This window comes from Nocardia transvalensis, from assembly GCF_015477765.1.
In the GTDB taxonomy this organism is placed as follows: Bacteria; Actinomycetota; Actinomycetes; order Mycobacteriales; family Mycobacteriaceae; genus Nocardia; species Nocardia transvalensis_A.
Genome location: NZ_JADLQQ010000004.1, coordinates 52,154 through 69,148, shown reverse-complemented (window position 1 = coordinate 69,148; position 16,995 = coordinate 52,154). Strand labels below are relative to the sequence as shown.

The following is a 16,995-nucleotide window of genomic DNA, read 5'->3' as shown; positions in this document are numbered from 1 at the left end:
GCGCTCGAAACGGTGGATCGCCATACCCCGGGGTGAGTGATGGTTGGCACCGTGAGGTGATGCTCCGGCCGTATCACCGCCTCGACGATCCGAGCATGCCTTTGCGCCGCACCATATTCGCCGTCGCGCTCGCCGTGACCGTGGCCGCCTCGTCCGCCGCGTGCACCGCGGACAGCTCCCCCGCCCTGACCTGGCGCCCCTGCGCCGAGAACGCCGACGTCGAGTGCGCGGTCGTCCCCGTGCCCGTCGACTGGTCGAACCCGCAGGGCGACACCATCGAGATGGCCGTCGCGCGCGCTCGAACTCACGACGGCGCCGCTCGAATCGGCACGCTGATCGTATTACCCGGCGGTCCCGGCACTTCCGGGGTGGACGAGGTGCTGAACGGCACCCGCTTCTCGCCGGAGATGCGGGCGCGCTTCGATATCGTCGGTTTCGATCCGCGCGGGGTGAAACGAAGTCACCCGCTCCGGTGCGATGCCGGTGTCGCCAGACCCGCTGTGGTCCCCGACGCCGGTGCCCGGCTCACCGATATCCACGCCTACGCCCGAGAACTCGAAGCCAGTTGCCGCCGAAACACCGGCCCGCTCGTCGACCATCTCGACAGTACGAGTGTGGCTCGGGATGTGGAGGAACTGCGAAAAGCACTGGGGGACAGCACCGTCAGCTTCTACGGCCGATCGTATGGCACCATGTCGGGCCAAGCGTATGTCGAGCTGTTCCCGAAGCGGGTGCGCGCCATGGTGCTCGACAGCGTCGACGACCACAGCCTCGGCGGCAGCGAATTCCTCGCCAGCGAGGCCCGCGCCGCCCGCGACAGCTTCACCGAATTCGTGTCGTGGTGCGATCGAGACGCCGGGTGCGCCCTGCACGGCCGAGATGTCTCCGCGATCTACGACGCGCTCCATGCGCGGGCACAACGCGGTGAACTGCACAGCACCGGCAGTCCCGGCATGCCACTCGGCCCGCTGGAGCTGGGTCGTGCCGCCCTCCGGCGGCTGTATCAGCCCGAATGGCCCGAACTGGCAGTCGATCTGCAGAACCTGACGAATCAAACCCCCACGGCGGCAACAGCTCCCGCTGCTCGGCACGAGGTGGTGCCCATGCCGGAGCTGATCGCCTGTGCCGACTGGACATTCGATATCTCCGATCAGTCTCACTGGGAGCAGCTGTGGACCGACCAGAACCGCAACGCGGGGACGCTGCGCGCCCACTTCGCGTGGGTCGCGGGCAGCGTCTGCTCCGGATGGCCTGTGCCTGCGCCGAATCCGCCGCACCGGCCGCGCATCGAGGGTGCGCCTCCCGTCCTACTGATGAATTCCCGCTTCGATCCGGCCACACCGTACGAGTGGGCCACCGGCGTGGCCGCCAACACCCCGGGATCGGTGCTGCTGACCTATGACGGGTGGGGGCACGGCGTCTACGGACGCAGCGACTGCGCGACCACGACCGCCGACAGGTATCTCACGACTCTTGCTGTACCGCAGCCGGACACGCACTGCCCGGTCGCCTGAACCGTCCGGTGGCCTGCGCGCGATCGCGCAGGCCCCGTGCGTCACTTCTCGATGTTCTCGAAATCGAACAGGCCGTTCCAGGCCAGCGGCGCCCTCTTCACCTTGTCCGAGTGTCCCGCCTCCGCGATGTAGTCGAGAACCGGGATATCGGCCATATCCCTGATCAGCAAGGTTTGTGCCTGCGCGATCACCTTGTAGGACTCCTCCGGCGTCGGTGCGGCCTGCGACTGGGCGATCAACCTGTCGAATTCGGGATTGGCGTATTCGATGTCGTTGGTCTCCGAACCCGAGAGGTACTGCGAGGTCAGGAATTGCAGCATCGACGGATAGTCACCCTGCCAGCCGTAGCGGAATGCCTTGCCGATGGTGCGCGAGTGGACCAGGTCCCGAATTTGCTTGAAGGTAGGGTACGGCACCGCGATGGCCTCGATGCCGAGGGTGTTCTTGATGCTGTTCGCCGTCGCTTCGAGCCATTCCTGATGACCGCCGTCGGAGTTGTAGGCGATCTCGAACCGGCCCGACCACGGGGACATGACATTGGCTTGGGCCCAGAGCTTCTTGGCCTCATCGGGGTTGAACTGCAGGGTTTCCACGCCCGGCAGGTCACCGCGGAAACCGGGCAGGGCGGCCGAGGTGAAGTCGCGCGCCGGGATCTTGGTGCCGTGCCAGATGGTGTCGCAGATCTGCTGCCGGTTGATCGCCATCGAGATGGCCTTGCGTCGCAGCACCCCTTCCTCACCCGCGAAGTGCGGCAGGTTCGGCTGGATACCGATGTGCTGATTCTGCGCCGTGGACTTGCTTATCGCTCGGTCACCGAGATCGTTCTTGTAGGTCGCCAACGCGCTGACCGGAACGGTGTCCAGCGCATCGAGGTTGTTGCCCAGCAGATCGGCGTATGCGGTATCGAAGGACTGATACATCACGAACCGCAGGCCCTTGTTCTTGGGTGCGCGACCGCCGGGATAGTCCGGATTGGGCACCAGATCGATCTGCACATTGTGCTGCCACGCACCGGAATTGGCGAACTTGTAGGGCCCGTTGCCGATCGGATTCTCTCCGAATGCCTTCATATCCTTGAACGCCGCGTCCGGCAGCGGATAGAACGGCGCGAAACCGAGTGAGAGTTCGAAGTCGATCGACGGATGTTTGAGATCGACGGTGAAGGTGCGGTCGTCGATCACCTTCAGACCTGACAACGTCTGCGCCTTGGGCGGATCGGCCGACACATCGTCATAGCCCGCGATCGAGGCGAAGACCCAGTTCTGGTTCTGGCCGTTGGTGGCGAGCGCACCGTAGTTCCACGCGTCGACGAAGTTCTTCGCCTTCACCACCGTACCGTCGATGAACTTCCAGTCCGGCTTGATAGTGATCTTGTAGTGCTGTCGGTCGGTCGTCTCGATCGACTGCGCCATCTCGTTGTATGCCTTGCCGTCGGCGTCGTAGTACTTCAACCCGGCGAACAGGCGGTCGATGACGCGACCGCCGTAATTCTCGTTGGTATTCGTCGGAACCAGCGGGTTCTGCGGCTCGCCACCGTTCACCGTGACGATATCGCCGCTGCCGCCCCCGTCGGAGGTACAGGCCGTCAGCCCCAGGCCGGTGGCCAGCACCGCGGCGGCGACCAGCGCACCCAATCGTGTGAATCTCAACACGCACTCCGTTCTCGAGACAGTCCAGGCGGTTGCGGACCCTGCAGCCGGATCGCCGACGCATCGGTCGTCCACCTCGGAATGTCCTCGGACAGTAGCCATTTACAGGACTGTTGTCATCGAAATCGGAGAGACGGGCGGCCGGTGTCGCGCGCAGTGACGCGGCTCATCCTTCCCTCGATGTGGAGTACATGTTCTAATTCGATTTAGAGCGAATGCTCCACAACGGTCGGAGCCGGCCGTTGGGATCCGAGGAAAGGCACAGGCACATGGGTGTGGTCAACGTTCACTCACGGCGACTGCCCGCGACCGAGGCCGAGGTCGGGGCGCTGATCGATACGCTCGCCAGCGAGCACGACAAGCTGTGGCCCGTCGGCCGATGGCCAACGATGCGTTTCGACGGACCGCTGAAGGTAGGTGCGGTCGGCGGCCACGGTCCGGTCCGCTACACCGTCGACCAGTACGAGCCGGGTCGGTGGGTGCGGTTCCGCTTCACCGGGCCGCGCGGCTTCGACGGGTTCCACGAATACACGATTCATCCGGACGGCAACGGCACGGTGGTGCTGCGTCATCTGCTGGCGATCCATGCGCGCGGACCGGCCCGGCTCACCTGGCCGCTGCTGTGGCGATGGTTGCACGACGCGTGCGTGGAGGACAGCCTCGATCGCGCCGAGCAGGCGGTGACAGGTGCGGTGGCCAGACCGGCGCGGTGGAACGCGGTGGTGCGCATGCTGCGGGCGGTGAATGAGCGGGCAAGGCTGCGGTAGTGACCGAAACCACGGCGACGCAGCAGATTTCGGCGCTCACCTTCATACCCGCCTACCTGCTCATTCGCAGGCGATGAAAACCTTGCAGCACAACCCTTGCGAGGTACCCCTCGCCAACCGAAGGAGAATACGGGGCCTGTGGCGGACCTAGCCGGATACCTGTCCGGCCAACTCCGCCACGGCCAGCCGGGCCGGGACGATCGCGGTGATGCGCCGCGCGGATTCGCCTGCGTAGAGGGCTGTTCGGTCGACGTGGGTGGGCGGCATGTCCGCCAGCGGGGCGGCCGGGCTGAAGAACGGCAGGCGAGGGTGTTGCAGAGCGGGCAGCACCCTGTCGCCGTTCTCGGGAGCCAGCCGGGCGAGAAACTCGGTGCGGGAGTTGAGCATTGCGGGTAATCGGCGTGGCGTGCCGTCGGGATGGCACCAGCGGTCGGTTGCCTCGTTCGGGATCACCCGGTGCGGCGTCGGCCAGGACAGGCCGAACAGCGTGGTCACCATGGTATTCCGTGCGGCGATCACGCGGCGTTGATAGTCGGGATGGGCGGCCGACTCCTCGGTCATCAGAAACCGTGTTCCCGCAACGACACCCGAGGCCTCCGCCGCGAGCGCCGCCGCCGTATCGTCCGCGGTGGCGATGCCACCGGCGAGCAGCACCGGTCGGCCTTGCGCGATGGTTATCGCGCGCGGCAGGAACTCCAGCGCCGCAACCTCTCCCACCAGATGCCCGCCCGCTTCGCGGCCTTGGGCGATGAGCCCGTCCGCACCCCAGGACACGGCCGTTCGAGCCTGATCCTCGGTGCCGACCATCACGAATACGAAAATCCCGGCGCCGCGCAGCTCTCGCACCAGCGCCGCATCACCACCGAAGGCCACCACGACGACGTCCACTCCCGCCTCGATACACACCTGCACATGCCGCCGTTTCACGAACGGCATCAACAGATTCACCGCCACCGCCCGGCCCGGCGCCTGCTCGCGCACCTGCCCGATCGCCACCCGCAACTCCCCCGACGGCAGCAGCCCGAGGGTTCCCAATCCCCCGGCCGCCGCCACCGCCGCGGCCAGTCGTGCCCCGGCGAGGCGCCCGCCCATCCCCGCCTGTGCCACGGGCACGTCCAACCGCAATCTGTCCAGAAGATCCATGGGGCCCACTGTATTTCGGCGATGACGCTACTTCTGGATGTTCTCGAAATCGAACAGGCCGTTCCACGCCAGCGGTGCCTGCTTCACGGCGGTCGAGCGCCCGGCCGTGGCGACGTAGTCGAAGAGGGGGATGTCGACCATGTCGCGGAACAGGATGGTTTGTGCCTGAGCGATCAGCTTGTAGGACTGGTCAGGTGCGGGCGCGGCCTGTGCCGCATCGATCAGGCGGTCGAATTCCGGGTTGTTGTAGGTGGTGTTGTTCGTACCCGCGGAGCTGTAGTAGTTCGCGGTGAGGAACTGCAGCATCGACGGATAGTCGCCCTGCCAGCCGTATCGGAACGCCGTCCCGATCGTCTTCGAGGTGATCGCCGCCCGGAAGTTGCTGAATGTGGGATACGGCGTACCGACCGCGTCGATACCGAGGGTGTTCTTGATCGAGTTCACCACCGCATCGACCCACGCCTCGTGCCCGCCGTCGGAGTTGTAGGCGACCTCGAAGCGCCCCGACCACGGCGAGATCGTATCGGCTTGGGCCCACAGCCTTTTCGCCTCGTCCGGGTCGTACCGCGCCACCTCTGAGCCCGGAAGATTCGGGTCGAACCCGGGCAGGGTGGCCGCGGTGAAGTCGCGTGCCGGAATCCTGGTCCCGCGGAAGATGTTGTCGCAGATCTGTTCCCGGTTGATCGCCAGCGACAGTGCCTTTCGGCGTAGCACGCCCTCGGGCCCGGAGAAGTGAGCCACGGTGGGCTGGATACCGATGTGCTGGTTCTGTGCGGTCGGCTTGGTGATGGCGCGATCGCCGAGATCCTGCTGGTACGAGGTCAGCGCCGCATCCGGGATCGTATCGAGCGCATCGAGATTGCCGGCCTGCAGATCCGCGTACGCGGTGTCGAAGGACTGATACATCACGAACCGCAGCCCCTTGTTCTTGGCCGGGCGGCCACCGTGATAGTCCGGGTTCGGCTCGAGGTCGATCTTGACGTTGTGGTCCCAGGACACGAACTTGTAGGGGCCGTTGCCGATCGGGTTGTTGCCGAAGGCCTTCATATCCTTGAACGCGACCTCGGGTAGCGGATAGAACGCCGAATAGCCCAGTGCCAGTTCGAAGTCGATCGACGGGTGCTCGAGGTCGACGGTGAAGGTACGGTCATCGATCGCCTTCAAACCCGACAACGTCTGCGCGGTAGGCGGTTTCGCCGACACCTCGCCATAGCCGGCGATCGGCGCGAACGCCCAGTTCTGCACCTGGCCATTCGTACTGAGCGCGTGGTAGTTCCAGGCATCGACGAACGACTTCGCCGTCACCGTGGAGCCGTCGGTGAACTTCCAGTCCGGCTCGAGCGTGATCCTGTAGTGCTGGCGGTCGGTCGTCTCGATCGACTGGGCCACCTCGTTGTAAGCCTTGCCGTCGGCGTCGTAGTACTTCAACCCGGCGAACAACCGGCCGACGACCCTACCCCCGAGGTTGTCATTGATACTGCCGGGTACCAACGGATTCTGCGGTTCTCCCCCGTTCACCTTGACGACGTCCCCACCACCGTCCCCTGGGGAACACCCTGTCAACCCCAGGCTCGTGGCCATCAGCACCGCCGCAACCACCGCACCGATTCTCGTGAATCTCACTGCGCTCTCCCGTGTCGAGACCGACCGAGACGGCGGCATCCCCGGGATCACCAGCGCACCGGCTGCCCGCCTCGGAATCCCCTCGGACAGTAGCCACCCCCAACCCAGCTGTCTGCCGATCGGCCACCTGATGCCCCCTCCACACCAGGTTCGGCCGTTCGGCTGCCGACGACGGGATCGCGCCGACATCCTCATGGTCCGGGCCAGGGGGCCGAGGTTGATTGGACAAACCTGCTACGAATCGAGCTTGAACTGCATTTCGCTGATCAGGGCTGCCGGGGAGAGGCCGAATGTCTTGTTGCTCACGCGAGTCAGGTGGGCCGCATCGAAGAACCCGGCCGCATGCGCGGCGTCGGTGAGGCTGTGCCCGGCAGCGATGAGGTCGACCGCTCGGCACATCCGCAACCAGCGCACGTAGGGCCGGAAGGGTAGTCCGATTTCTTCCGAGAACAGATGGGCCAGCCTGCTTTCGGACAGGCCGACCTGGCAAGACACGTCCCGCAACCGAACCGGACCCGCCTCGAGAAGATCGGGCAGCAGGCGTGCCGCCGCGGTGACGGCGGGGTGTCTCCTCGGCCTGACGGTCGACCTTACATAGGGCAATCCATCTGCCCACCATTCGTCTTCGCCGAGGCGAGCCGCGAGAGCGACTCCCGCGTCCACCCACGCCGCGGCGGATTCCGGCCGTGCCACGGACCGGCTGAGCGCGCTGCCGTCATCGGATTCGGGTGCGAGGTGGACCATTTCGCCCTCCTCCACGCCCTGGGTCATCGCATGGGCGGCATCGGCGGGTATCACCGCCGCCAGGCACACGACGTCCGCTCCGGCCGAATCCGACAAGACGAACTCACCCCGGCGGGCAACCAATACCTGAACCGAATGGTGTGCATGCATCCCAACAGGCGACAACCCGCCGCGGTAGGACAAGACCCCTGGGCGGATGGTCATTTCGCCGAAGCACCCCATCGATAAAGGCTAACAGCGAAAAGCCGAGGGAATTCGAGAAATACGTCGGGCGTGGGTCACCGGGTGTGAGGCCATGAGGCGCTGGTACTAGCGAGAATTCCTATGCTCCTGTATGGTCCATGATCGCTCGTAACAATGGTGATGGGCGTCACGCTCGCGCCTCGGTGCCGGGGGTCGTAGTGGGCCGTGCCGTCCTGCCGCACAATGGCTTTCGCGGGTGGCCAGGCGGCCCGGGAAGGGGCCTTTCGATGAAGAGCGGTACAGCATCGGGACGAAGTGGAGCCGTCGGGCGCCGTCGAATGCGGTCGCGAGCAATTGTGGCGCTGACAGTCCTTCTCACTGTCGCGGGCCTGCTCGTACCGTCCGCGACTGCGACCACCCCCGACGGCGGTGCGCTGGGGGCCCAGTGGACCGCAGCCGAGGACGGCCCGCAGCAATATCCGAACATCTACATCGACTGGGACGTACCGATCACGATGAGCGACGGAACGGTCTTGAAGGCCAACGTCTATCGTCCGGCCGACGCGAACGGCCCGATCGCCACGCCCACGCCGACGATCGTCAATCTCATTCCGTATACGAAGCTGATCTCGATGATCGCGATGACGGGCACCTCGATCCCCGTCTTCTCCGATGCATTGATCAAGTTCTTCCGCAGTTTCGACCTGACCGGAACGCCGTTCGACGGCATCACCGACGTCACCCGTCTCGCGGGCGGCGGCATCGTGCGCTCCTTTGCGGTGGACCCCAACCTCATTCGCAGCGGATACACCCAGGTCGTGGTCGATGTGCGCGGAACCGGGTTCTCCCAGGGCGTATTCGAATTGTTCGGTCCCCGCGAGCAGCAGGACACCGGTGAGGTGTTCGACTGGGTGCGCCGGCAGCCGTGGTCGAACGGCACGCTCGGGATGAGCGGTGTCTCCTATTCGGCGATCAATCAGCTGCAGGCCGCGCAGAACTTTCCCGGCGCCGTGCAGGCGTTCTTCCCCGTGGAACCCAGCGACGACACGTTGCGCGATCTGATAGCGCCGGGCGGCGCGGTCGGCATCGGATTCATCGGCCCGCTGCTCGTGCTGGCCATCAACCTGCCGAAGCTGGTGCCGGACCTGATGTCGATCGTGCAGGGCAGATTCGACTGGAAGTGGCTGGCGGACAGGTTGTCCAGCCCGATGACCTTCGTGTGGGAGGGCATCCAGGGATTGCTCCTCTCATCGGTGAACGACCTGACGCCCTATCTGAGAGACCTGGTGCGGCCCGACGGCCCACTGCGGCCCGGTCTGCACGCGGATGCGACCAAGGTGACCGCGCCGACGATGGTGATCGGCGGCTGGCACGACCTGTTCGCCCGCTCGGTACCCGATATCTACAACAAGATTCCGTTGCCGCCGGGCCGGAAGCAGCTCGTGATGGGCGACGGGTACCACGGCACGGGCGGATTCGACATGCGCGGGCAGAACGGTGAACCACCGCGCATCGATGTGCTGCAGCGCGCGTGGTTCGACAAGTGGCTCAAGGGAATCGACAACGGCATCGACACCTACGGCCCAGTGACGCTGTGGCAGCAGGGCAGTGGCTGGACGACCACCGACCGGTTTCCACGCGCCGGAGTCGAACACCGACGCCTGTATCTGTCGGCAGCGCCGAGCGGTACCGGCGGACACAGCGTGCACGACGGCAGCCTCAGCGCCGCCGCACCGGACCAGCCCGCCCGCCTGACGGTCGCCCCCGGGCTGGCCAGCGTCTGCTCGCGCGACTCCGCACAGATCACCATGGGATTCTCCGGCGCCATCCCCGGCTGCGGGGAGGACGAGCGCTTCCACGAGCGGGAGGGCCTGACCTTCACCTCCGCGCCGGTGGCCGCACCCACCACGATCTCCGGCCCGATCGCGGTGCGCCTCAACACCGTCCACGACGCCACCGACGGCTACTGGACGGTCACCGTGAACGACGTCGCCCCCGACGGCAAGTCGACGGTCCTGACGACCGGCCAACTGGTGTCATCCCTACGCAAAGTAGACGACTCCCGCAGCGACCGCTCCCCCAACGGCGACTACACCAAGCCCTTCCATTCCCTCACCCTCGAGGACCTCCTCCCGGTCATCCCCGGCCAACCCACCGCCCTAGACATCGAGATCACCCCCACCGACGCGGTGCTACACCCCGGCCACCGCCTCCGGGTAGACGTCTTCGCCAGCAACTTCCCCAAGGGAGAACCTTTGGGCCCCATGCTCTTCGGCAGCCAACTGAAACCCGAACACCTCGACATCGATCCCCAGGCCCCCAGCTACATCAACATCCCCCTCGGCGGCGCACCCGGCTGGTGACGCGCAGTCGCACTCGTTCACCGTGCCGCCTTTCGACAGGAAACCGGCTGTTGGGCCACACCTGAACGGACGCGACATCACCGAAACCCTCGCGGCGCGAGGTCTCCACGACTACCCACCGCATCGGTGGGCATCTACTTATCCGGCTTGCGAACAATATCCGTCGAAGGCGCGACATGGGCTCAGTAGGTTCGACTCTCAACCCATTCGCGCCACACCTCATGGCATCCCTCACTGAGGCCGACCTGCCCGCAATAAGAGAGTCGATCCATGCGCATGAAATTACCGGAGCATCCAGAATCGCAGAGCGCGCAGTGATTCTGAATACGTCGCCCATCTCTGCTCCGCCGCACGGAAGCCAATTCGTCAGGAATCATCATTGCTTCGGCGCAGGGCGCTCGGATGCTGGCTACGTTGGATGCTTACCCAAGTATCCCCTCAGAGCTGCTCCTCCAACCTCTCTCCTTCCCCACTCGGATCCTGGATTCAAGATCAACTACGACTGCTCGCACCGAACACTGCACCGTGGGATCCACAGCTCCGGACAGATTCGACATCACTCGAACACGCCGGAGTCTGTTTCCGCGTGCGGTCGCTGACCACATGTATGCTTACCGTTGCGAATAGGCACGGGGAGTTGGAATGTCAAAGGCCGCAGGTAGCACATCTCAGAACGTGGCGTACTCCAGTTCCAAGCTACGGTCGTTAGACGTCTGCGCAGGCGGGGGTGGGCTAGCACTCGGACTGGAGCAGGCAGGCTTCCACCCAGTTCTGTTGGTGGAGCAGCTTACTGAAGCTTGCAACACTCTCCGCCGGAACCGTCCAGGCTGGAAGGTCATACAAGCTGACCTGCATGATTTCGATCCTGATGAGCATCGAACGACCTGGGACGTCGACTTGCTCTCCGCGGGCCTACCGCGGGTGCAGGCATCGGCGGCTGTGAGCCGCACTCGAGGCAGTGATATCGAGCTCGATTTGCTTAAGGTGACTACCTGGCTCGTGCATGGAGTGCAGCCGCGGGCGCTACTCATCGAAAATGTGGCCAACATCGTCACAAAGGACACGTATAGACCGATTAGGACCTTTATTAGGGAAGAACTCGACAACCTCGGCTACGAATCGAAGTGGTTCATCGTCAATGCAGCGGACTTCGGTGTGCCACAAGATCGGAAGCTAGGCATTCTTGTCGCTTTCAAGGGCCACGAACTAGCCAGGTTTCAGCTTCCGCAGCCTATAACCTCCGATCAGAGGATCACTGTAGGCGAAGCATTGTGTGAGTCTATGAAGTCAAGAGGCTGGCTGGGCGCCGACAGATGGGCCACGCGCGCAAACGAGGTCGCGCCAACACTCGTAGGTGGTTCGATGGATCGCGGCGGAGCCGATCTCGGTCCCACAGGCACCAAGCGAGCGTGGGCTCGCATGGGTGTCAACGCCTCGAGCCTCGCCGATGACGTGCCGGCAGCCGACTTTCACTGGGATCCAGACGTCGGCCGAGAGGGCATGGTGAAGCTGACAGTTCCTCAGACGGCCATCCTCCAAGGTTTCCCCACCGAGTGGCAGTTCGAAGGCCGTAAGACAAGGCGGTATCGGCAGATCGGACACGCAACGCCACCTCCGGTTGCCAAGGCACTCGGCCAGGCGATCCGGTTGGCGCTTGACACACCTTGAGCCCACGTTGGGTCGTAAGGCATTCAATCGAATAGGATCCGCCACCATGCCGTCCGATCAGCCACCGACCTCGTCCCAGATCCATATGGTGGACCTGTTCGCCGGCCCAGGAGGACTCGATGTAGCGGCGCATTGGCTGGGAGTATCTGTCGATGGCATCGAGTGGGACAAGGATGCCTGTGCGACCAGAGACGCCGCTGGCCTGAGCACCAAGCAGGGCGATGTCCTCGACTTCAGCCCAACTGACTTTCCCCACGCGACCGTGCTGGCGGGCGGTCCACCATGTCAGACCTACACGGTCGCCGGATCCGGCACTGGTCGCGATGCCCTGAATCGAGTACTCGCGATGGTCGACCGTATGACCAGTGGCAGAACTGTCATTAAAAACCTCGGCACACTGCACCGACGAAATCTTAAAGAACTTTACGAGCGCACGGGTGATGAGCGAACTGGCTTGGTATTGGAACCGCTTCGTTGGGCGCTTGAAGCATATCGCGAAGGGTCGCCATATGAAGCGATAGTCCTAGAGCAGGTTCCAGCGGTCCTGCCCGTATGGACGGCTATTGGAATGGCTCTCAATAAAATCGGGTACTTCGTCGACTGCGGGATCTTACATACCGAGCAATACGGCGTACCACAGACCAGACGTCGGGCCATTCTCATTGCCCGACTCGATCGGCAGCCATTTCTTCCTGAACCTACTCATCACCTATACCGCAAGGGTATGAGACAAAAAGATTACGACTCCAGCCTTCTACCGTGGGTTTCAATGGGAGATGCGCTAGCTCGTCACAACTTCGCCGTCATCTCGAATTATGGGACTGGCGGTGACCCGAAGGCTCGTGGCAGACGAGCCTGGGAGGAGCCAGCTGCTACCGTCACCGGAAAAATATCACGAAATAGATTGATCAGCACTATTGACGGCAGCTATCTTGGACGATTTTCCTCTTCCGAAGCTGGCCAGTTACAGACATTTCCATTCGACTATCCATGGTCAGAGCGCAACACCGCCCAACAGATCGGAAATGCAATTCCACCTCGATTGGCCGTCCACGTTCTCGCAGCGACTTTAAACTGGCGATTGAACCAGGAGACACTTGACCAAGTCGTCAAAGCCAGTTGGCAGAAAACAAAGCACGGAATGGAATGCTTGTTCTCATCTCTTCAATAGTACAGATGAATTTTTCCGGCTCCGTGCTTTCGATTTTCTCAAGACATCGAACCCTTGCTAATTTTCTTCGAGCGTTCCCGCCTTTCGACGCCGGAGAAGATCTCGGTGAACAATGGCAACAGAGCTTGAATAGCATCTTCGCTGACTGCCCCTTCGTCAGGCCCAACCGGCAGCGCACCCCACGCGACGGGCGCCATATACTCCGACTCTCCGATCCAATCTATTAAGGCGCCATCGTCAATCGAATTATCAGGAGCTAGGTAGTCGTAAATTATTGTACTCGCGGCCGCATTTACCGCCCGCAAGTAGGGAGTGATGTAGTCACCTATCGCTTCAGTGTCGGAAGCCATCGCCTGCTCAATTACGCGCATAAACGCCAAGGCGGTGGGACGATGATTGACAATGGAGCTACGAAGAACGCTGTTAGCCACTTCTTGATATACAAAAGCAGTTTCTACCGTTCGATAGTCCGGACCGTCACGGAATAGCTCCGACATCCACCAAAGCCTAGAAAAAGCCTGGGTGTGGTAGGGTCCAGAGAACCTCGAAACCGGTGCCTCTTCCGCCCCACTCTTGTGGTTCTTACTTTTATGTCGCCATACGACATAGTCTGGCGCGACAAGGAGACCGAGATAGTTCCAGAGCTGGCTATCCGCTGCTTCCGACCGCGTCATACGCAGCGTAGCGTGCAGCCTTGGCGACAGCCATGCGTCCACTTTTGCGCTACCAGGATCGAACCGGCACATGGCTTCGTCGACCAGCTCTCGCACAGGCATTGAGCGCCATCGTGCCTCAGAGATCGGAAGTAAGGTGGATGCCTTTCGTAACGGCACTTGAGGAGGAAGCTCGAGCCCTGCTTGCACTCCAGCGGTCAAATAGCGCGGCACCACTAGATTCGGCAAAAGACCTAGAATTTCCGGAAAATCGACTTTCATTGCCGGTGAGCCCCCTCATGATTGCGGTCCAATGACCGTACCGCTTCAGTCAACTTCCGAGTACGACGACTCCGCTTCGCTACCGCGTACTCGATTCCTGATTGAAGCTCCGCCCACCCTTCCCCGGTTTCTCGAATCTCATAGATCCGGGATAGCGCATCCGTCAGGGAGCGGCCGCGCAAAATATCCGGCAACATCGTACCCAATACTGCACCCCGCCATCCAGACGGCAGAACCGGAGTTTTGTCGTCGTCAATATCCAAGTCGCTGATAGCAGTATGGAACATTGCAATCCAAGCATCTTGAGCGATCTGACTAAAGGTGAGTTCACGAAGCAGCCGCTCGTCGTGCGCCCCCCCGGTTCGATAGAGAATATCCATCAAACCTTCCACTGCGCCCGTATTCAGATAGACTATGGGGGTCTGTTCAGAGGTCGTGTCGGTGATACACAGCGCATCGCCAAACTGACGAAGGCGATCGTCATTTCTGAAGTCGACTCTTTTTATTGCGACTTCCTTTTGTCGAACAGGAACCTTCGCCGCGATGTCAATGTACCAAACCTTGTCTGCGTCCACAGAACCAAGAAGACGACCATCGATGTTTTCTATCGAACCGACAACCACCACCCCCAGCGATACACGGCCGCGAAATCGGGAACGGGATAGCTCTATTGATCCTCGCCAGACACCATCTTCTTGACGATAGAGACTGCTAACATGACGAGAATTCGTCAGCTCTTCCGACAGGACAGCTAGACAGCTCAGATTTTGCCATGGGCCCTCATCGATCTCTTGTTGCGGCAACGTGGCACGGATGTTTAGAAGAGCTGCCCCCCAATCGAGTCGTCCAACGTCATGCATTGCCACGACTCTCTCGGAGGAATTCACAGCGGATGACGGAATCGGAACACCATCCACCGTCACCGATCTGACATCTAAGTCGATTTCACCGAAGATCGTACGGTACGGGACAGCAGTATTTCTTTGCCCAAACTTCATGACAACGGCCCCCGAGCATGACGGACATCCACAATCAGACGGGCATATCTGGTCTGAACTGGATGCGACAATGGGTCGGTTACACCAACAAACTCGGCCGAGCGTATTCCCGATTCAATAACGAGGTTCCCTCGATCGATTCGGCAATTTTCGACCGAAGTTAGGGACTCCCACTCCACTGTAGGTCGCCCTCCAGAGCTTACATCGAATTTCGCAACAGGAGTAAGGAACCACTGCGCTTCAGAGTCAGGCAGTCGTACACCAACCCTGACATGCCATCCTCCGTTTTCGTCTACGTGAGAATCCACAATCTGGACCGTTGGTGCGCCCTGAACTCCCCTTACGTTCGTAAGGCTCGATCCTCCAAATCGTAAGAGCTCACGCAGCCCAGCCGGACCACCGCCAGTCTCTGTGGCCCTCCGAGCAACTAGTCTTTGTATAGTTTGCTCAACACTTTTCAGGAATTCCTCTATTCGCTTCCCAGCCCCAGACTCGTACTCTGCCGTCAGCTCCTCGGTCCTGCCCCAATTGTCGTGCGTAGGCGGCTCGGACGCGCGAAGTAATTGCTCCGCTCGCTCGGCATCGGGACCCAGATTTCCCGTTGCAGCCCCCGCCAGAAGGACCGCTTGAAATGGTATGGCGCCAAGCGGAAGGCTTCTCGGCCGCTTTTCCATCACAGTCATTCGATTACCACGCATGAAGGCAACTTTACCGTTCATACCGTCACCATCCTCCCCCGTGGTGAGGAGCAAGACCGCATTGTGCGATATCTCTTTAGGCTGAGAGCTCCTTTCCGACTTACGCCTGAACACCCTCAATGGAACATCAACGCGGACGACCTGCTCTTTGACGGTCAGAGCGGTCACGGTCTCATCGTTGAGGTACGCCTGTAGCGCACGACTCAGCGCAGGGCGATATGCGTGCGGGTTCACCAGCTCATCCGGAATAATCACGTGCCCATTTCGATACGTCGAAACGGTGGCACGCAGCATTGGCTCTGAATTTCGGCCGTGAACCATGGCAGCCCAGAACTGCTCGCCCAGAGCTCGAACGATTGTGCTGTGCATTTCAGTAAGTTCGTTGGATCGCCCAGATCCATCATGAGCGCCGACGATCAGAAAGGACGTACCGGGTTCAGGTGACCTGCGCTCGAGGAATAGGCTTCGGACTGTATCCTCATCAGCCCACCAGGATTTTGAAACCTCTTTCCTAGCCGGATCCATGTCAGGCTCACCAAGCCAAGCTGGACCCGCAAACGCGCGTCCATCAACCATATGCCATGGAAGTTCGATCCTACCCATCAGACGATGCCGCGTTCGACCCTCGTGTGCATGCGAAAGCGTCGAGTTCATCAAGACTAGACCAAACCTACTCGTAGCCCACAGGGTAGCTTTACCCAAGCCATAGGAACCACCGGCCCTGGCCTTGGCCAGTTCCTTTCTACTATCCAGCTGGCGCCTTACGACTGCGGCAAATCGACCATCTTCATATTCATCGCCTGTTAGTCCTGCGGCATTGTAGTCCTCGATGCGCAGTAGCAGAATTGACTTCTGCTCGTGCAGCTCGTCAAGCGCAGCCCTGAGACTCCTAGCGACCTTCTGTCCAGACTCGGTAGCTGCATCGAGATGTTTGGCAAGGTCGTTCCAGCGAATGGCGTCTTTGAAAACGGCGCTATTGTCACCAGTGAGCTCATGCAGGGTGTACCGAACGCTGACGGGTCTGCGATCGTCAAACCGCTCATCTAGTGAATTTTGAGTTGCCTCGCGGACAAGAACACTCAAATCGACATTGAACGCAAAAGCGGCAACATTCCCGTATTCGCGCCCGCCGTCCGCATGTGCGGGACGGAAACGCCACCGAATCGGCAGAACAGTCGGGACGTCCGTATCGCGCAGATCTAAAGAGGTCACGCCCAAGCCGAACACCTCTGCGATCTTCCGTTTGATCTCTTCGCGAGGCTGGGCACGGTTGTTGACCCAAGCCGACACTGCAGCGCGGGTGACTCCAAGCTCTGCTGCAAGTTCAGTCTGCGACATATTCGAGCGCGCCAGCTGCCGGTTCAACCAGACCCCGAAGGTCTCCGAAGCTTCCCCCATCTTCCCGGTCCTCAACCAGGCACCTCTCTAACATCGCCGGAATCCATCCTGTCAATAAGCTACTTGACAGACTCCCACATGTCAAAAGTATCCTTGACGGGCGTCAAACGGCGGCCCGGCCAGCGCCTGATGCACACCACC

General features: G+C 61.7%; 12 protein-coding genes. 5 read left to right on the top strand and 7 right to left on the bottom strand.

The window, feature by feature from the left end; translation table 11 throughout:
• Positions 1-59: 59 nt before the first annotated feature.
• Entirely contained in the window at positions 60-1,514 is a 1,455-nt protein-coding gene (locus IU452_RS11975; protein WP_195109089.1) for an alpha/beta hydrolase, read from the top strand.
• A gap of 41 nt (positions 1,515-1,555) precedes the next feature.
• Here the strand turns inward: IU452_RS11975 and IU452_RS11970 are convergent, their stop codons facing one another.
• Complete coding sequence (locus IU452_RS11970) at positions 1,556-3,166, bottom strand: ABC transporter substrate-binding protein (RefSeq protein WP_324192566.1); 1,611 nt, start codon at positions 3,164-3,166, stop codon at positions 1,556-1,558.
• Positions 3,167-3,432: 266 nt separating this feature from the next.
• On the opposite strand from IU452_RS11970, the gene IU452_RS11965 reads away from it, so the two are divergent.
• On the top strand, positions 3,433-3,930 hold the full coding sequence (locus IU452_RS11965) for an SRPBCC family protein (RefSeq protein WP_195109087.1): 498 nt from the start codon (positions 3,433-3,435) through the stop codon (positions 3,928-3,930).
• A gap of 147 nt (positions 3,931-4,077) precedes the next feature.
• Here the strand turns inward: IU452_RS11965 and IU452_RS11960 are convergent, their stop codons facing one another.
• From IU452_RS11960 to IU452_RS11950, 3 genes are all read right to left on the bottom strand, one after another.
• Positions 4,078-5,073: a nitronate monooxygenase gene (locus tag IU452_RS11960; protein WP_195109086.1), complete on the bottom strand. Its 996-nt coding sequence runs from the start codon at positions 5,071-5,073 to the stop codon at positions 4,078-4,080.
• 27 nt (positions 5,074-5,100) lie between these two features.
• Complete coding sequence (locus tag IU452_RS11955) at positions 5,101-6,654, bottom strand: peptide ABC transporter substrate-binding protein (protein ID WP_195109588.1); 1,554 nt, start codon at positions 6,652-6,654, stop codon at positions 5,101-5,103.
• 276 nt (positions 6,655-6,930) lie between these two features.
• Complete coding sequence (locus IU452_RS11950; protein ID WP_195109085.1) at positions 6,931-7,590, bottom strand: helix-turn-helix transcriptional regulator; 660 nt, start codon at positions 7,588-7,590, stop codon at positions 6,931-6,933.
• A gap of 389 nt (positions 7,591-7,979) precedes the next feature.
• Here IU452_RS11950 and IU452_RS11945 point away from each other — a divergent pair, with 389 nt between their 5' ends.
• The 3 genes from IU452_RS11945 (at position 7,980) to IU452_RS11935 (ending at position 12,825) form a co-directional block, all read left to right on the top strand.
• Positions 7,980-9,986, top strand: a complete 2,007-nt coding sequence (locus IU452_RS11945; protein WP_324192565.1) for a CocE/NonD family hydrolase — start codon at positions 7,980-7,982, stop codon at positions 9,984-9,986.
• Positions 9,987-10,628: 642 nt separating this feature from the next.
• Positions 10,629-11,654, top strand: a complete 1,026-nt coding sequence (locus IU452_RS11940) for a DNA cytosine methyltransferase (protein ID WP_195109083.1) — start codon at positions 10,629-10,631, stop codon at positions 11,652-11,654.
• 46 nt (positions 11,655-11,700) lie between these two features.
• Positions 11,701-12,825, top strand: a complete 1,125-nt coding sequence (locus IU452_RS11935) for a DNA cytosine methyltransferase (RefSeq protein ID WP_195109082.1) — start codon at positions 11,701-11,703, stop codon at positions 12,823-12,825.
• Positions 12,826-12,863: 38 nt separating this feature from the next.
• Here the strand turns inward: IU452_RS11935 and IU452_RS11930 are convergent, their stop codons facing one another.
• From IU452_RS11930 to IU452_RS11920, 3 genes are read right to left on the bottom strand one after another with little or no spacing between them, the layout of a single operon-like run.
• Entirely contained in the window at positions 12,864-13,760 is an 897-nt protein-coding gene (locus tag IU452_RS11930; protein ID WP_195109081.1) for a DUF6339 family protein, read from the bottom strand.
• Entirely contained in the window at positions 13,757-14,758 is a 1,002-nt protein-coding gene (locus IU452_RS11925) for a hypothetical protein (protein WP_195109080.1), read from the bottom strand. Before IU452_RS11925 ends, IU452_RS11930 begins: the two co-directional genes overlap by 4 nt.
• Positions 14,755-16,854 carry a helix-turn-helix transcriptional regulator gene (locus IU452_RS11920; RefSeq protein WP_195109079.1) on the bottom strand — a complete coding sequence of 700 codons (2,100 nt, stop codon included), beginning with the start codon at positions 16,852-16,854 and terminating at the stop codon, positions 14,755-14,757. Before IU452_RS11920 ends, IU452_RS11925 begins: the two co-directional genes overlap by 4 nt.
• Between the last annotated feature and the right edge of the window lie 141 nt (positions 16,855-16,995).